This window comes from Arthrobacter sp. APC 3897 (assembly GCF_030407495.1).
Classification (GTDB): Bacteria; Actinomycetota; Actinomycetes; order Actinomycetales; family Micrococcaceae; genus Arthrobacter_B.
The window spans coordinates 1-15,089 of record NZ_JASDDG010000047.1; the positions used below are offsets into that span (position 1 = coordinate 1).

The window sequence follows — 15,089 nt, forward strand, 5'->3', positions numbered from 1 at the left end:
CCACTGACACGATGAGCACGGCAGCCGCCGCGCCCATGCCTGCACGACGCGTCCCAGCTGCAATACCCACGTTGTTATCCCCTATTGGTTGCGGCCAGGTATTCGCCCATGGCGTCGGTGTCCAGTGCTTCCGCTATCTCAGCGATCGCAGCTGCGTCCTTGACCACAATAGACTGTCCGTCGCTCGAGGTTCCGACCCCCAGGGTCGGCAGCGTGAACATCTCGATGTTGCCGCCGCGCACGTTCCGCAGCGAGAAGGCCAGCTGTCCTGCTGCCGCGGCGTCCAATCCCTCGTCCACGCTGAGATAGGGGGAGATTTCAGAGACCGAGCGGCTGATCTTCACCGGGTTCAGCAGCGTCTCCCTGGACAGCGCCGAGGAGACCAGCCCGCTGACAAACGCCTGCTGGTTGCGCACCCGCTGATAGTCGCCGTCGGTAAAGGCGTAACGCTCCCGGACGTAGTTCAGGGCGGAATCCCCGTCCAGGGAAACCATGCCGGCCGGGAAATAGTCGTCGGAAATGCTGGAGGAGAAGGGCACCGGGTTATTCACGTCCACTCCGCCGAGTGCGTCCGTCAGCCCCTTGAACCCCTCAAAATCGACGATGGCCACATGGTCAATGGGTGCATCGAACATGGTTTGGACGGTTTCCACCACGAGCGGGACCCCGCCCAGCGCCATGGCGGCATTGATTTTCTGCTCGCCGTAGCCGGGGATGTCCGTCCAGGTGTCGCGCATGATGGACATGACGTAGGCGGTGCTTCGGTCCCCCGGCAGGTGCACCAGCATCATGGTGTCGGAGCGGGCTGCCTCGGACCCGGGGTCCCGCTCATCGGTGCCGATCAGCAGGATGTTCTGCGAGTTCCCGGCCCTCGGATCCTTGGGCGGGCTGTTGACGGGAAGAGCGTTTTCTATGGTTGTGGTGCCGCTGTCAAAGCTGCGGGCCAGGCTCCAGAGATAGCCGCCGGCCACCAGGGCCACGGTAAGCAGAAGGACCAGCAGCACCATAAACACGGTGCGCACCGGCCGACGACGGCGGCGTGCGGCAGGCTGCCCGTAGTCCTGCGGAAACTGCGTCACAAAATACTCCCTGAAGTAATCGAGTAATGAGCTTAGCGCCCGGCGGCCGCTTCTCCGATTCCGTCCGGACGGCCGCGGGAAGATAACCTTGTAGGCATGTTCTCCTCCCGCGTTGCCCTTTCGGCAGCCGTTCTTGTCCTTGCCGCCGGCCTCAGCGCCTGTACCCCCATTGCCGACGTGGAACCGGCTCCGGATGCAGCCAATCCGGACTGCGCCACCGTTATGGTGGCGCTCCCTTCCGAGCTGGCGGACCAGCAGCAGCGCGAGACGGACAGCCAGGCCACTGCGGCCTGGGGAGAACCCGCCAAGATTATTCTGCGCTGCGGGGTTCCGGTTCCGGGACCCACCACCGACCAGTGCGCCACGGTGAACGGGGTGGATTGGATCCTGCGCGAAGACGAGACCACCTGGACCGCGACAACATACGGCCGCGAGCCGGCGGTAGAGGTCCTGTTCAACCCCGAAGAGGTTTCCTCCTCCACCCTGCTGGTGCAGCTGGAAAACTCCGTCACGCGCATTGAGCCCACCCGGGAGTGCATCAGCAGCAACGATCTCGAGCTGCCTGCGCAGTAGGTGCCGGGCGTTCTCCCTTAGCGAAGGCCGGTTTTGCGCTCCAGTGCCAGTGAAATCAGTTCGTCGATCAGTTCCGTGTAGGGCAGGCCCGACTTGGCCCACATCTGCGGGTACATGCTGATCGGCGTGAAGCCGGGCATGGTGTTGATCTCGTTGATGATCAGGTCTCCGGCGGGGGTGTAGAAGAAGTCCACCCGGGACAGCCCTTCGCCGCCAACGGCTTCAAAGGCCAGCCCGGCCAGTTCCCGGACCCGGTCCGAGACGTCCTTCGGAAGATCAGCGGGGCAGCTCAGTTCGGCGGCGGCACCGTCCACGTACTTGGCTTCGAAGTCATACCACTCGTGTTCCCCGTGCTGGACGGCAATTTCTCCCGGCGAGCTGGTGCGCGGATCCTCGGTACCGCGGCCCTGCAGCACTGCCACTTCAATTTCACGTCCAACGATGCCGGCTTCCACCACCACCTTGGGATCGTGTTCGCGTGCCGTCTCAACGGCGGCCCGCAGGTCCGCGGGGTTGGTGACGCGGGTAATGCCCATCGAGGAACCGGCGCGCGCAGGTTTCACGAACAGCGGGAACGCCAGCCGGGAGGCACGCTCCAGACAGGCCGGGGCGTCCTTCTCCCACTGCCTGTCGGTGATGACCTCGTACGGCCCCACTTTCAGGCCTGCTGCTTCAAACACCACCTTCATGTAGTGCTTGTCCATGCCCACGGCTGACGCCAGCACACCGGCACCGACGTAGCGGATGTCCGCCATTTCCAGCATGCCCTGCAGGGTGCCGTCTTCACCGAACGGTCCGTGGAGTACGGGGAAGACAACGTCGACGCGGCCAAGGCTGCGCGGCAGTGTGTCCTCGGCGTGGAGTACCAGTTCCGATCCGGTTCCGTCCGCGGAGAGGACCACGCTCTGCTCGCCGTGGATCACTTCGGGGAGGGATTCCGAGCGCAGGGACCAGTTGGCGGGATCGGCTGATACGAGCGACCACTGGCCGTTGCGGGCAATGCCCACCGGAATGACGTCATACTTGGTCCGGTCAATGGCTTCCAGGACGCCGGCAGCTGTCACACAGCTCACCGCATGCTCGCTGGAGCGGCCGCCAAAGAGGACGGCCACCCGGGGACGGGGTCCTGCGGATTCGCCGTCTGCAGTCTCGGAGATCAGGGGGTTTATGCTCACTGGGCGTGCACACCTTCGGATTTTAGCTCGCGGGACAGCAGTCGCGGCCCCAGTTCATCTACGGAGATGGCGCCCTGCAGGACGGCCACTACGTTTTCGGTAATCGGCATGTAAACGCCAAGCTGGGTGGCGCGGTCCAGGACCGCCTGCGCCGATTTGATGCCCTCGGCGGTCTGCTTCATGGACGCGTTGACCTCTTCCAGGGTCAGGCCCCGGGCCAGCAGGCGGCCCGCCGTATGGTTTCGTGACAGCGGAGAGGAGCAGGTGGCAATCAGGTCACCCATGCCGGCCAGGCCGGACATGGTTTCGGCGTCTCCGCCAAGGGCCAGCGCCAGCCGGGTGGTCTCGGCCAGGCCCCGGGTCATCACGGAGGCCTTGGTGTTGTCCCCCATGCCCTTTCCTTCGCAGATTCCCACGGCGAGGGCAATAACGTTTTTGACGATCCCGCCGATCTCCACTCCCACCACGTCCGTGTTGGTGTAGGGACGGAAATAGGGTGCGGTGCAGGCCCGGGCAATCCAGGCGGCGGTTTCCAGATCCGAGCAGGCAACCACCGAAGCGGTGGGCTGCCGGTCGGCAATCTCCATGGCGAGGTTCGGCCCTGAGATCACGGCAACCCGTTCCTCGGGCCAGTGCAGTTCCTCTTCGATCACCTGGCTCATCCGGGAGTCGGTGCCCACCTCCAGTCCCTTCATCAGGGATACGACGACGGCGCCTTCCGGGATAAGGTTCCGAATGCTGCGCAGCTGGGCGCGCAGTGTCTGGGCCGGAACGGCCAGCACCACCAGCTCGGCACCGGCCAGCACCTCTGCGGGATCGGCGGACGCGGTCAGGTTCGCCGGCAGGACCGTGTCTTTCAGGTACTGGCTGTTGCGGTGCCCGTCATTGATTTCAGCGGCAATTTCCGGACGCCGGGCCCACACCCGAACGTCAGTGGCGCGGGAAGCACCGGCGTCGGCCACGATCTTCGCGAAAGTGGTTCCCCAGCTTCCGGCTCCGAGAACCGCCACCACCTGCGGGTGTGTATTACTGCGCCAGGTCATTTCTTGTCCGTTCCGTCCTGCTCAAGGTCTTTGTGCTGCTCAAAATCCCTGCCAACGGCTGACTGCCCGTGGACAGCCGGATCCCAGCGGGTGGCCGGCGGCGTTTCATGCCGCAGTTCCGCTTCCAGCGCGGTCATGGCATCCATGATGCGCTCCGTAGCAGTGTCCAGCAGCGTTCTGGTCATCGGCTTTCCCCGCAGGTCCGAGAAATCCACGGGCTTGCCCACCCGAATCTGGACCGTCTTGCGCGGGAACGGATGGATGCGCTTGCTGTACCGCGGAAAAACGGCTTCGGCTCCCCAGTGCGCCATCGGAACCACGGGGGCTCCCGTCTGCAGGGCGAGCCGTGCCGCACCCGTGCGGCCGCGCATCGGCCAAAGGTCCGGATCGCGGGTCAGCGTGCCCTCGGGGTAGACAATGAGGACACCGCCGGCATCAATGACTGTCCGCGCGGCCTTAAGTGACGCCGAAGCACCGCTGGTGATGCGTTCAACGGGCACCTGGTTGGTGGCCCGCAGGGCGGCCCCCAGCACCGGCACCCTGAACAGCGAAGCCTTCGCCAGGTAGCGGGGCATGATCTTCTGGTTATAGAAGAAGTGCCCCACCACCACCGGGTCGATCTCCGTCACGTGGTTTGGGCAGGCAATGAATCCGGTGTCCCGGGGAAGGTTCTCCAGCCCTTCCCACTGCTTGCGCATCAGGAGGTTCATGACCGGCCGCAGGCTCCCCGCCAGCAGGGCGAAGGCAACGCGTGACTTGATCGACTCAGACATGGCGCCGGCTACTCGGCGCCGGCTGCGGCAACAACCGGTGCGCCCGCTGCTGCTACGTCAAAGTCGGCGCCGAGGGCTTCCAGTTTGTCCAGGAAGTGCTCGTAGCCGCGGTTGATGAGTTCAATTCCCGTAACACGGGAGGTCCCCTCGGCGGCCAGGGCCGCAATCAGGTGGCTGAACCCGCCCCGAAGGTCCGGAATGTCAATCTCGGCGCCCTTGAGCTTTGCCGGTCCCGAGATGACGGCCGAGTGCAGGAAGTTCCGCTGACCAAACCGGCAGGGTACGCTGCCGAGGCATTCCCGGTGAACCTGGATGTTCGCGCCCATCCGGATCAGGGCCTCGGTGAAGCCAAACCGGTTCTCGTAAACGGTTTCGTGGACAATGGACACACCCTGCGCCTGGGTCAGTGCAACCACGAGCGGCTGCTGCCAGTCGGTCATAAAGCCGGGATGAACATCTGTTTCCAGAACCAGCGGGTGCAGCGCGCCCCCGGGGTGGTAGAAGCGGATGCCGCCGTCGTCGACGTCGAAGGCGCCGCCGATCTTGCGGTAGGTGTTCAGGAAGGCCGTAAGGTCCTGCTGGGAGGCGCCTTCCACATAGATGTCACCCTTGGTGACCAGGGCGGCGGAGGCCCAGGACGCAGCTTCATTGCGGTCCGGCAGGGCACGGTGGTTATACCCGGTCAGCTCGGTAACGCCCTCAATGCGGATCACCCTGTCAGTCTGGACGTTGATGATCGCGCCCATTTTCTGCAGGACGGCAATGAGGTCCAGGATCTCCGGCTCCACGGCGGCACCGCGCAGCTCGGTAATGCCGGTGGCCTTCACCGCGGTCAGCAGCACCTGCTCGGTGGCGCCGACGCTCGGGTAGGGAAGCTCCAGCTTGGCACCGGTAAGTCCCTTGGGGGCGGAAATACTGATGCCGCCGGGGCGCTTTTCCACCACTGCACCGAAGTTCCGGAGCATCTGCAGGTGGTAGTCAATCGGGCGGTCCCCGATCTTGCAGCCGCCAAGGTCAGGAATGAAGGCCTCGCCAAGGCTGTGCATCAGCGGTCCGCAGAGCAGGATCGGAATGCGGGAATCGCCGGCGTGGGCATCAATATCCTTGGAAGCCGCCGTTTTGGCGTTCTGCGGATCCATGGTCAGATCACCGGTTACGGGATCCTTGGTCACTTCCACGCCGTGCAGCTGCAGCAGCGAGGTGACCACCTCGACGTCCTTGATTTCCGGAACGTTGCGCAGCAGCGAAGGGCTGCTGCCCAGCAGCGCCGCAACCATGGCTTTGGGAACGAGGTTCTTCGCTCCGCGGACGGGAACTTTTCCTGTCAGAGGAACTCCACCACGGATGGTGAGAACGCTATCCATGAACACCTAATTTCTTTATCTGGATTGCCCCAACAGCAAAGAGAGACTGCACTCAAGCATAGGAGCAAGCGTCCACATACTGAAATATCGCCGCCACGCCGGAGGGGCTTTTCCCGCAGCCCTGCACACGGCACCGGCCGCCTCCAAGACACCGGTTCCCCGCACGGAAAAGGCGATAGGCCCCCCGAATGGGGAGCCTATCAATGATACTGAGCGTCCGGGCGGGACACGAAACCGGAGCCCGGACGCTCCCTTCGCGGATGTTTAGGTGAGGGCCGGAAGCGTTGTCGGCTTGAATACCGGGCGCATCGACTCAAAACGTGTGATTTCCGACTCGGTGCGCAAAGTAAGGGAAATGTCATCCAGTCCCTCAAGCAACCGCCACCGGGTGTATTCATCAATGGAAAAAGGAGCCGTGACTGACCCGCAGACAACGGTGCGTGCTTCAAGGTCCACGGTCACTTCCGTTCCCGGCGAGTGTTCAAGCACCTTCCAGATGAGTTCAATGTCATCCTGCACCAGCTGGGCAGCCACCAGACCCTGCTTGCCGGCATTACCCCGGAAGATGTCCGCGAAGCGGGAAGACAGTACGGCCCGGAAGCCGTAGTCCTTCAGGGCCCAGACTGCGTGCTCTCGGGAAGATCCGGTGCCGAAGTCGGGTCCGGCCACCAGGACGGATCCGGCGCTGTACGGCTCCTTGTTCAAGATGAAGTTCTCATCCTTGCGCCACCCGGCAAAGAGGGCATCTTCGAATCCGGTCCGGGTAATCCGTTTGAGGTAGACAGCGGGAATGATCTGGTCGGTGTCGACGTCGCTCTGGCGCAGCGGCACGCCGATGCCGGTGTGGGTGGTGATCTTCTCCATGGCGGGATCCTAACGGGCTGACTGGACGGACGGGACGGCCTGGTAGCCGGCCGAGGCGGGGACGGGTTCAAGGTCCGAGGGGGAACTGAGGGTTCCCCGGACGGCAGTGGCCGCGGCCACCACCGGCGAGACCAGGTGTGTTCGTCCGCCCTTGCCCTGCCGGCCTTCGAAGTTGCGGTTGGAGGTGGAAGCGCAGCGCTCTCCCGGGGCCAGCTGGTCCGGGTTCATGCCCAGGCACATGGAGCAGCCTGCGAAGCGCCACTCGGCACCGAAGTCCTTGAACACCCGGTCCAGCCCCTCCGCCTCGGCTTCCAGCCGCACACGGGCGGACCCGGGAACCACCATCATCCGGACGTTGGGATCTTTTTTCCGGCCGCGGATGATGTCCGCGGCAATCCGGAGGTCCTCGATTCGGCTGTTGGTGCAGGACCCGAGGAACACGGTGTCCACGCGGATGTCCTTCAGCGGTGTTCCCGGCGCCAGGTCCATGTACGTCAGGGCACGTTCGGCCGCGGCCCGGGCGTTCTCATCGGCAAAGTCCGCGGGGTACGGCACGGAATCCGCAAGCGAGGCACCCTGGCCGGGGTTGGTACCCCAGGTGACGAAGGGATCCAGCGTGTCCGCGTCCAGGAACACTTCGGCGTCGAACTCTGCGTCATCGTCGGTCTGCAGCGACTTCCAGTGCTCGACGGCGGCATCCCAGTCCGCGCCCTGCGGCGCGTGCGGCTTGTCCTTGAGGTACGCGAACGTGGTCTCGTCCGGAGCCACCATGCCGGCGCGTGCCCCGGCTTCGATGGACATGTTGCAGATGGTCATGCGTGCTTCCATCGACAGGGACCGGATGGCGGATCCCCGGTATTCCAGCACGTATCCCTGTCCGCCGCCGGTGCCGATCTTGGCGATCACGGCCAGGATGATGTCTTTGGACGTGACGCCGGGGCGCAGTGTTCCTTCAACGTTGATGGCCATGGTCCTGAAGGGCTTCAGCGACAGCGTTTGGGTGGCCATCACGTGTTCCACCTCGGAGGTGCCGATGCCCATCGCCAGGGCACCGAACGCGCCGTGGGTGGAGGTGTGCGAGTCGCCGCAGACCACGGTGAGGCCCGGCTGCGTGAGACCGAGCTGGGGACCCACCACGTGGACGATGCCCTGTTCGGCGTCGCCGAGCGGGTGCAGCCGGACACCGAATTCCGCGCAGTTGGCACGCAGGGTTTCGATCTGGGTGCGGCTGACGGGATCAGCGATGGGCTTGTCGATGGCCAGGGTGGGGGTGTTGTGGTCCTCGGTGGCAATGGTGAGGTCCGGGCGCCGCAGCTTTCGGCCGGCCAGGCGCAGTCCTTCGAAGGCCTGCGGAGACGTCACCTCGTGAATAAGGTGAAGGTCGATGTAGAGAAGATCCGGCGCACCGTCTTCACCCTTAACGACAACGTGCTCGTCCCACACCTTTTCCGCCAGCGTCCTGCCTGCTGCGTGCTTTCCCATGCCCGATACTCCTTGTGAAGTGTCTTCCGCGGACCGCAAAAATGCGGCCGCGCAAAGCCGATGGTTTAAGAGAACCAGCCGCTGCAGCCGGGGCGCCAGTTTTTGAATTTGCATCTCAAATATTGAGACGGCAATATCAACTTATGGACATAACTGAAACTGGTGCCAGCGGCGTCGGCGTTATCGATAAAGCGGCCATGGTGCTGGATGCGCTGGAAGCCGGGCCCACCACCCTGGCCCAGCTGGTGGCCGCCACCGGCCTGGCCCGTCCCACGGTGCACCGCCTCGCCGTCGCGCTGGTCCACCACCGGCTGGTGGGCCGGGATATCCAGGGACGTTTTGTCCTGGGCGGACGGCTCGTGGAGCTGGCCTCCGCGGCCGGGGAGGACCGCCTGATCGCTGCGGCCGGTCCCGTGCTGCTGGCCCTGCGTGATGCCACCGGAGAAAGTTCGCAGGTGTTCCGCCGGCAGGGTGAATGGCGGGTCTGCGTGGCATCCGCGGAACGGCCGATCGGGCTGCGGGACACCATTCCCGTGGGTACGCAGCTGTCCATGAAGGCCGGCTCCGCTGCCCAGTGCCTGCTGGCCTGGGAGGATCATGACCGGCTGCTGGAGGGCCTGCACAACGCACGGTTCACTCCCACGGTCCTGGCCGGGGTGCGGCGCCGCGGCTGGGCACAGAGTCTGGGGGAACGCGAGCCCGGTGTTGCCTCGGTGTCCGCCCCCGTCCGCGGGCCGTCCGGACGGGTCATTGCGGCCGTGTCCATCTCCGGTCCCATCGAGCGCCTGACCCGCCAGCCGGGCAGGATCCACGCGGAAGTCGTGGCCAAGGCGGCCGCGCAGCTCACCGAAGCGCTGCGGAAGAGCGCCGACTAGCCCTATTCTGGGACTCTTCCCGACGCCGAGGAGTTCCCATGAAACGGCTGCGCCTGCTCTGGAACATTGTCCGCACCACCGGAGCAGACGGGGTCTTCACCGGATTCCTCGTGGTGCTCGGAGCAGCGGCGCTGCTGCTGCCCCGGCTGGAATCCGACGTCGAGGGCTTCGGTGATGCCCTCTGGTTCCTCTTTGTTTCCTTCACCACAATTGGCTACGGCGATATTGTTCCGGTCACCATGCTGGGGCGTCTCATCACAGTTATTGTCGCGCTCTACGGCATCCTGGTGGTGGCGCTGGCCACCGGTGTCATTGTCGGTTACTACAGTGAGATTCTCCGCACCCGCGCCAACACCAGTCTCGATGAACTCATCAGTGAGCTGGAGAACCTGCCGGACCTTTCCCGCGAAGAGCTGTTAACCCTCGCGGAGCGGATCCGAAACCGGCATATCCTGCGGTAGCTGTCAGCCGGCGAAGTGGTCCCAGCCGGTCACCGGCGGCGCCTGCCCGCCGAAGGTGACACCGGCGCCGTCGTGCACGCGCCCGATCCGGACGAATCCCTCCGGCAGATCCGCGTCAGCGGGGAATGCCGCCAGCAGGCCGTGGTCCTCTCCCCCGCCCAGCACCCAGTCCAGCGGATCAGCTCCCAGCCGGGAAGCTGCGGGCGCCAGGGACGCGGCCCTGGTGCGGAGGTATACGGCGTCGAGGTCAATGCCAACACCTGAGGCGCGGGCAATCCGGCCGGCGTCGCGCACCAGTCCGTCGGAGACGTCCAGCATGGCGGTGGCGCCGGCATCCGCTGCGGCCGGCCCGGCGCCGGTCCGCGGCAGCCGCGGCCGGCACTGCGCCATCACAAGGCCGGCAAACTCCCGGTCACCGGTTCCCCCGGGGTATGCCATGTCGACGCTGCTTTCCAGGACAGCCAGTCCGCCCGCAGCAAGCCCCAGCGCGCCGATGTGGGCCAGAACGTCGCCGGGCCGGGCTCCTGAGCGCAGCACCGGAGACCGGCCCTCCAAATCACCCGTGACGGCCGCCGTCACTACTATCTGGCTGCCGCGCCCCAGGTCCCCGCCCACCACGGAGCAGCGTTCGGGGGCCAGGGATGAAATGCCGGCGGCCAGTCCGTCGGCAAGGTCCTCCACCCATTTCACTTCCGTACTGCCCGGCAGGGTAAGGCTGACCACCAGGGAGGTGGGGACGGCACCCATGGCGCGGATGTCGGAAACGTTCTGCGCGACGCACTTCCAGCCAACATCAAACCCCGTGGTGCGGTATCCGGAAGGCCAGAGAAGGCGGAAGTCCGCATCCTGCACGAGGGTGTCAATGGAAATCACGGTACGGGAATCCGATGCGGCGATAACGGCGGCGTCATCGCCGGGTCCCAGCAACGCCGTATCCGGTCCCAGCCGTGGAAAGATTCGGGCGAGGAGTGACTTTTCATCCAGGTCCGCCACAAGGGGCACATTCAGAGGCACGGGAATTCCTTTTGAATTTACGGAGCGAAACGCTCGGGGTTTCCGGGCGGGAAAGCTGTTTCGGTTCTGCCGGACCGTTTCCCGGAGGTTCCATGGTGCCATATCCGGGCAACAAAAAAGCCAGCCCCGGAGAAACTCCGGAGCTGGCTAAATGGTGACCCCAGCGGGATTCGAACCCGCGTTACCGCCGTGAGAGGGCAGCGTACTAGGCCGCTATACGATGGGGCCAGGTACAAGCAGTCTGCCGGTCAAGGCGTCTTGCTTCCTTTTTGCTCAAAATGTCTTTGAGCTCAATAAGTTTTTCACACTTACTGCTGATCTTCAAATTGATAATTACTTATCATTTGAGAACCGCTGGGATACCAGGACTCGAACCTAGAATGTCGGTACCAGAAACCGATGTGTTGCCAATTACACCATATCCCACTGCGCTTTTTTGGCTGTTTTGGAGAACTTTTTCCCCGCTGCAACCCCTCAGCACGAGATATAACTATACACGGGTTCCGGACGAAGTACAAAACGCTCCCGGAACGGCGTCCGCCCTGTCAGCCGGCGGCCTGCTTCGCCGCCAGGTGCGCCACCTCGCTGAGGGAGCGCACGGTGAGATAGCCGCCCTTCGCGGGTGCATCGCCGCCCTGATGCACGGGCGACGGGCTGCCTGCCCGGTCCAGCCAGACCCCCTGCAGGCCGGCGGCGGCGGAACCCTCGGCGTCAACGCGGAGATTATCCCCGATGTACAGGGTCTGTGCGGGGTCGGTGCCCAGCAGGCGGACCCCTTCCAGGAATATGGCCGGATCCGGTTTGGCTACCCCCACGGTGTCGGTGCCCACCAGGACCGTAATCCGCTGCAGGCCTGCGGCATCGAGTTTTGCCCGTTGATAGTCGTGGACGTTGTTGCTCACGGCGCCGTAGGGAATGCCCCGGGCATCCAACTCATTCAGGAGCGGTACAACGTCGTCAAAGGCCCGAAAGTGCAGGGGCAGCATTTCTTCGTAGGCCTCGTTCCATACCCGGGCGGCATCACTGTCCAGCGGCGCCAGTCCGGTTTGCTCCCGCGCGTGCTGTACGCGCAGCACCCGCTGATCGGCAAAACCCAGGTGCCCGGCGAGGTAAGCGTCATAGTGCCGCTGCGGGTCGGCGGCGAACAAGTGGCTGTAGGCATCCCAGTCCGCCGCCGTGAAATGTGCCAGCTCCCGGGCACTCACTCCCTGGAGAGTGGTACCCATGGCAGCCCGCAGGTCCACGAGGGTCTCGTCGATATCAAAGAGCACCCCGCGGACCTGCGGGCGGTTAGTCATGGACCTAGCCCGCGTTCCGGAAGGCATTCAGGCGGGCCAGCGAGGAGTCCTTGCCCAGGATCACCATGGATTCGAACAGCGGCGGCGAGATGCGCCGGCCGGACACAGCAGTGCGGACCGGGCCGAAGGCCTTGCGCGGCTTGATGTCCAGCTCCTCCACCAGGGCCGTGCGGAGCGCTTCCTGGATGTTCTCGGCTGTCCAGTCGGTAACGGGTTCCAGCGCGGCGACGGCGGCGTCCAGCACCTCGGTGAGGTTCTCGGGCAGGCCCTTCCGTGCGTCGTCGGCGATGTCAATGGCGTCGTCGGCCTTGAAGAGGAAACCGAGCATCTCCGGAGCCTCGCCCAGCAGGGTGATCCGTTCCTGAACCAAAGGAGCCGCTTCGGTGAGGATTTCCTCTTCGCGGGCGGTAAGGGTCTCCCCCACCAGGCCCGCCTGCTGAAGGTACGGGATCAGGCGGTTGCGGAAGTCTTCGGGATCCAGCATGCGCACGTGCGTGCCGTTGATGGCCTCGGCCTTCTTCAGGTCAAAGCGGGCCGGGTTGGCCAGGACATCGTGGATGTCGAACTTTTCCACCAGCTGGTCCACTGTGAAGATGTCCTCATCAGCGGACAGCGACCATCCCAGCAGCGAGAGGTAGTTGAGCAGACCCTCGGGAATGAAGCCGCGTTCGCGGTGCAGGAAGAGGCTGGACTCGGGATCGCGCTTGGAGAGCTTCTTGTTGCCGCCGCCCATCACGTAGGGCAGGTGGCCGAACAGCGGCATGTACTGCGCGACTCCGACGTCGATCAGGGCGCGGTACAGCGCGATCTGCCGGGGCGTGGAGGAGAGCAGGTCCTCGCCGCGCAGCACGTGGGTGATGCCCATGAGGGCGTCATCCACCGGGTTGACGAGTGTGTAGAGCGGGGCGCCGTTGGCGCGGACCACAACGAAGTCCGGGACAGTGCCGGCCTTGAAGGTGATTTCGCCGCGGACGAGGTCGTTGAACGTAATGTCCTCGTCCGGCATGCGCACGCGCAGCACCGGCTGGCGGCCCTCGGCCTTGAACGCTTCAATCTGCTCGGGTGTCAGGTCCCGGTCAAAGTTGTCGTAGCCGAGCTTGATGTCGCGGCCGGCGGCGCGGTGGCGGGCCTCGATCTCTTCAGGCGTCGAATAGGACTCGTAGAGGTGCCCGGCGTCCTTCAGCTTGGCGATGACATCCTGGTAGATTTCGCCGCGCTGGGACTGGCGGTACGGCTCATGCGGGCCGCCAACATTCACGCCCTCATCCCACGTGATGCCCAGCCAGTCCAGGGCATCCAGGAGCTGCAGGAAGCTCTCTTCGCTGTCGCGGGCGGTATCGGTATCCTCAATGCGGAACACCATGGTTCCCCCGGTGTGCTTGGCATACGCCCAGTTGAACAGGGCAGTCCGGATGAGGCCCACATGCGGGGTTCCGGTGGGTGAGGGGCAGAACCGCACGCGCACTGGCGTGTTGTCATCGACGGTGGGCAGGTCGGCAAGTGAAGGCAGGTTAGTCATGATGCTTCCAGTTTAGTCTCTTGCCGTGTCCCGCCGGACGGTTACAGGCTGTAAGTCAGCAGCAGGAGGAAGACACCGCCGCCCGCCAGTATGCCAACGGCTGCTGCGGCACCGGCTTTCCGTACGGTTCGGCGTTCCCTGATCAGGGCCCCGATGCACACACCGGCAAGCGCGGCCGCAAGGACCGTACCCGCAACACCCGGCAACAACAGATAGAGGAGCACCGGAAGTACGACGGCGGCCGCTGCTAAGGTAACCTCCGCCCAGTCGAGCCGGACCACCCTGGAGATGGCAGCCGTCAGCGCGTAGGCGGCAATCATCCCGAAGACGACGGCTGCCAGGGCCCTGGGCCCGTCGGTCCAGCGGATGATGCGCAGCACCACAAACGCCGCCCCAAATGCGCCAAGGATGACGGGCGGGGCGCCGAGCCGGTCAAGGCCGCGGCGCAGGTCTCCGCGCTTGTCCAGAACCGTCACCAGGGCCCACGGAAACAGTGCGATCAGCGCTGCTGCCCCAGCACCCCAGACCAGGGCGGCGGCGCCGCTGGCGTTGAGGAACGGAGCTGCGAACAGTGCGGCCGCCCAGAGGACTCCGGGCGGCAAAAAGCGCCGGACCAGAGCGGAGTTGCGCACCGGTCCGGCGCCGGGGCTGCTCATGCCTAGCTGCGTGCCGTATTCGAGAGGCGGCCGATTCCTTCGATGGAGACGTCATAGCGCTCTCCGTCGGAAATCAGGCCCACACCTGCAGGAGTTCCGGTGAGGATCACGTCTCCGGGCAGGAGAGTGAACGCCTGGGAGACATAGGATACGAGCTCCTTCACGCCCCAGATCATCTCGCTGGTGTTGCCGTCCTGGACCAGCTGTCCGTTGAGGTATCCGCGGATGGCGAGATCGTCGGTGTCCAGCTCGGTCTCGATCCAGGGACCGAGCGGGCAGGAGGTGTCAAAGCCCTTGGCCCTTGCCCACTGGTTGTCGGTCCGCTGGGCATCGCGTGCGGTCAGGTCATTGGCGCAGGTGTAGCCGAACACAACTTCGTCCACGCGTTCCAGCGGGACATCTTTGCAGATCCGTCCAATAACGACGGCGAGCTCCGCTTCGTAGGAGACCTCGTCGGAAAAGGCCGGCAGCACAATGGGATCATTGGGGCCAATCACCGACGTGTTGGGCTTGAGGAACATCAGCGGGGCCGGCGGCACCTCGCCGCCCATTTCGGCCGCATGGTCGGCGTAGTTTTTGCCGATGCCCACCACCTTGCTGCGCGGGATGATCGGCGCCAGCAGCCGCACGTCCTCAAGCTTGTGGCGCTCTCCGGTCAGCTGCACGCCGGAGAAAAAGGGATCACCCTTGATGACGGCTATCTCTTCGTGGCCCTCTTCTCCGTCCACGACGCCGAACGCTGGGTCACTGTCTTGTACAAATCGAGCAATACGCATGCCTTCAAGACTAGTAGACGATTGCCCCGTTCCGCTCCCGTGATGCGGGGTTAAACCTGGTGGTTAAACAGTTGAGGCCCGTACCACACGGTACGGGCCTCAACCTCTGAACAAATATTGTCCGGCGGTGACCTACT

15 protein-coding genes and 2 tRNA genes are annotated in these 15,089 nt (G+C 64.5%); 3 read left to right on the top strand and 14 right to left on the bottom strand.

Annotation, left to right across the window (positions count from 1 at the left end; translation table 11 throughout):
• Positions 1-74: 74 nt before the first annotated feature.
• Complete coding sequence (locus tag QMA10_RS17155; RefSeq protein WP_290170371.1) at positions 75-1,079, bottom strand: LCP family protein; 1,005 nt, start codon at positions 1,077-1,079, stop codon at positions 75-77.
• A 96-nt stretch (positions 1,080-1,175) separates the two neighbouring features.
• Here QMA10_RS17155 and QMA10_RS17160 point away from each other — a divergent pair, with 96 nt between their 5' ends.
• Positions 1,176-1,652 (top strand): DUF3515 domain-containing protein, encoded by a 477-nt coding sequence (locus QMA10_RS17160; RefSeq protein ID WP_290170373.1) that lies wholly within the window; start codon positions 1,176-1,178, stop codon positions 1,650-1,652.
• A 17-nt stretch (positions 1,653-1,669) separates the two neighbouring features.
• On the opposite strand, the gene QMA10_RS17165 is transcribed toward QMA10_RS17160, so the two are convergent.
• The 6 genes from QMA10_RS17165 to leuC form a co-directional block, all read right to left on the bottom strand.
• On the bottom strand, positions 1,670-2,812 hold the full coding sequence (locus QMA10_RS17165; protein WP_290170396.1) for a D-alanine--D-alanine ligase family protein: 1,143 nt from the start codon (positions 2,810-2,812) through the stop codon (positions 1,670-1,672).
• Between the two features lie 11 nt (positions 2,813-2,823).
• Positions 2,824-3,870 carry an NAD(P)H-dependent glycerol-3-phosphate dehydrogenase gene (locus QMA10_RS17170; protein WP_290170375.1) on the bottom strand — a complete coding sequence of 349 codons (1,047 nt, stop codon included), beginning with the start codon at positions 3,868-3,870 and terminating at the stop codon, positions 2,824-2,826.
• Positions 3,867-4,643: a lysophospholipid acyltransferase family protein gene (locus tag QMA10_RS17175; RefSeq protein ID WP_290170376.1), complete on the bottom strand. Its 777-nt coding sequence runs from the start codon at positions 4,641-4,643 to the stop codon at positions 3,867-3,869. Before QMA10_RS17175 ends, QMA10_RS17170 begins: the two co-directional genes overlap by 4 nt.
• 8 nt (positions 4,644-4,651) lie before the next feature.
• A complete protein-coding gene (murA, locus tag QMA10_RS17180; protein ID WP_290170378.1) occupies positions 4,652-6,007 on the bottom strand; it encodes a UDP-N-acetylglucosamine 1-carboxyvinyltransferase in 1,356 nt (451 codons plus the stop codon).
• 264 nt (positions 6,008-6,271) lie between these two features.
• Positions 6,272-6,871: a 3-isopropylmalate dehydratase small subunit gene (gene leuD, locus QMA10_RS17185; RefSeq protein WP_290170380.1), complete on the bottom strand. Its 600-nt coding sequence runs from the start codon at positions 6,869-6,871 to the stop codon at positions 6,272-6,274.
• A 9-nt stretch (positions 6,872-6,880) separates the two neighbouring features.
• Positions 6,881-8,353, bottom strand: a complete 1,473-nt coding sequence (gene leuC, locus QMA10_RS17190; protein WP_290170382.1) for a 3-isopropylmalate dehydratase large subunit — start codon at positions 8,351-8,353, stop codon at positions 6,881-6,883.
• A 143-nt stretch (positions 8,354-8,496) separates the two neighbouring features.
• On the opposite strand from leuC, the gene QMA10_RS17195 reads away from it, so the two are divergent.
• Positions 8,497-9,228: an IclR family transcriptional regulator gene (locus tag QMA10_RS17195; protein WP_290170383.1), complete on the top strand. Its 732-nt coding sequence runs from the start codon at positions 8,497-8,499 to the stop codon at positions 9,226-9,228.
• Positions 9,229-9,266: 38 nt separating this feature from the next.
• On the top strand, positions 9,267-9,689 hold the full coding sequence (locus QMA10_RS17200) for a potassium channel family protein (protein WP_290170385.1): 423 nt from the start codon (positions 9,267-9,269) through the stop codon (positions 9,687-9,689).
• Positions 9,690-9,692: 3 nt separating this feature from the next.
• Here QMA10_RS17200 and thiL read toward each other — a convergent pair whose 3' ends face one another.
• The 7 genes from thiL to QMA10_RS17235 all read right to left on the bottom strand — a co-directional run bounded on the left by thiL (position 9,693) and on the right by QMA10_RS17235 (position 14,952).
• Entirely contained in the window at positions 9,693-10,703 is a 1,011-nt protein-coding gene (gene thiL, locus QMA10_RS17205; protein WP_290170387.1) for a thiamine-phosphate kinase, read from the bottom strand.
• Between the two features lie 152 nt (positions 10,704-10,855).
• A tRNA-Glu gene (locus tag QMA10_RS17210) sits at positions 10,856-10,931 on the bottom strand.
• A gap of 126 nt (positions 10,932-11,057) precedes the next feature.
• Positions 11,058-11,129, bottom strand: a tRNA-Gln gene (locus QMA10_RS17215).
• A 119-nt stretch (positions 11,130-11,248) separates the two neighbouring features.
• The gene (locus QMA10_RS17220; protein WP_290170389.1) at positions 11,249-12,001 is read right to left on the bottom strand and encodes an HAD family hydrolase; all 753 of its coding nucleotides are present in this window, start codon (positions 11,999-12,001) and stop codon (positions 11,249-11,251) included.
• Between the two features lie 4 nt (positions 12,002-12,005).
• The gene (gene gltX, locus QMA10_RS17225) at positions 12,006-13,520 is read right to left on the bottom strand and encodes a glutamate--tRNA ligase (RefSeq protein ID WP_290170391.1); all 1,515 of its coding nucleotides are present in this window, start codon (positions 13,518-13,520) and stop codon (positions 12,006-12,008) included.
• 41 nt (positions 13,521-13,561) lie between these two features.
• On the bottom strand, positions 13,562-14,176 hold the full coding sequence (locus QMA10_RS17230; RefSeq protein WP_290170393.1) for a hypothetical protein: 615 nt from the start codon (positions 14,174-14,176) through the stop codon (positions 13,562-13,564).
• Positions 14,177-14,178: 2 nt separating this feature from the next.
• Positions 14,179-14,952: a fumarylacetoacetate hydrolase family protein gene (locus QMA10_RS17235; RefSeq protein ID WP_290170394.1), complete on the bottom strand. Its 774-nt coding sequence runs from the start codon at positions 14,950-14,952 to the stop codon at positions 14,179-14,181.
• Positions 14,953-15,089 lie beyond the last annotated feature (137 nt).

Bases quoted from the DNA above. Each gene is read 5' to 3' on its own strand.
- QMA10_RS17160 (WP_290170373.1), top strand. From the start codon at position 1,176: ATGTTCTCCTCCCGCGTTGCCCTTTCGGCAGCCGTTCTTGTCCTTGCC.
- QMA10_RS17170 (WP_290170375.1), bottom strand. From the start codon at position 3,870: ATGACCTGGCGCAGTAATACACACCCGCAGGTGGTGGCGGTTCTCGGA.
- QMA10_RS17175 (WP_290170376.1), bottom strand. From the start codon at position 4,643: ATGTCTGAGTCGATCAAGTCACGCGTTGCCTTCGCCCTGCTGGCGGGG.
- murA (WP_290170378.1), bottom strand. From the start codon at position 6,007: ATGGATAGCGTTCTCACCATCCGTGGTGGAGTTCCTCTGACAGGAAAA.
- leuD (WP_290170380.1), bottom strand. From the start codon at position 6,871: ATGGAGAAGATCACCACCCACACCGGCATCGGCGTGCCGCTGCGCCAG.
- leuC (WP_290170382.1), bottom strand. From the start codon at position 8,353: ATGGGAAAGCACGCAGCAGGCAGGACGCTGGCGGAAAAGGTGTGGGAC.
- QMA10_RS17195 (WP_290170383.1), top strand. From the start codon at position 8,497: ATGGACATAACTGAAACTGGTGCCAGCGGCGTCGGCGTTATCGATAAA.
- QMA10_RS17200 (WP_290170385.1), top strand. From the start codon at position 9,267: ATGAAACGGCTGCGCCTGCTCTGGAACATTGTCCGCACCACCGGAGCA.
- QMA10_RS17220 (WP_290170389.1), bottom strand. From the start codon at position 12,001: ATGACTAACCGCCCGCAGGTCCGCGGGGTGCTCTTTGATATCGACGAG.
- gltX (WP_290170391.1), bottom strand. From the start codon at position 13,520: ATGACTAACCTGCCTTCACTTGCCGACCTGCCCACCGTCGATGACAAC.
- QMA10_RS17230 (WP_290170393.1), bottom strand. From the start codon at position 14,176: ATGAGCAGCCCCGGCGCCGGACCGGTGCGCAACTCCGCTCTGGTCCGG.
- QMA10_RS17235 (WP_290170394.1), bottom strand. From the start codon at position 14,952: ATGCGTATTGCTCGATTTGTACAAGACAGTGACCCAGCGTTCGGCGTC.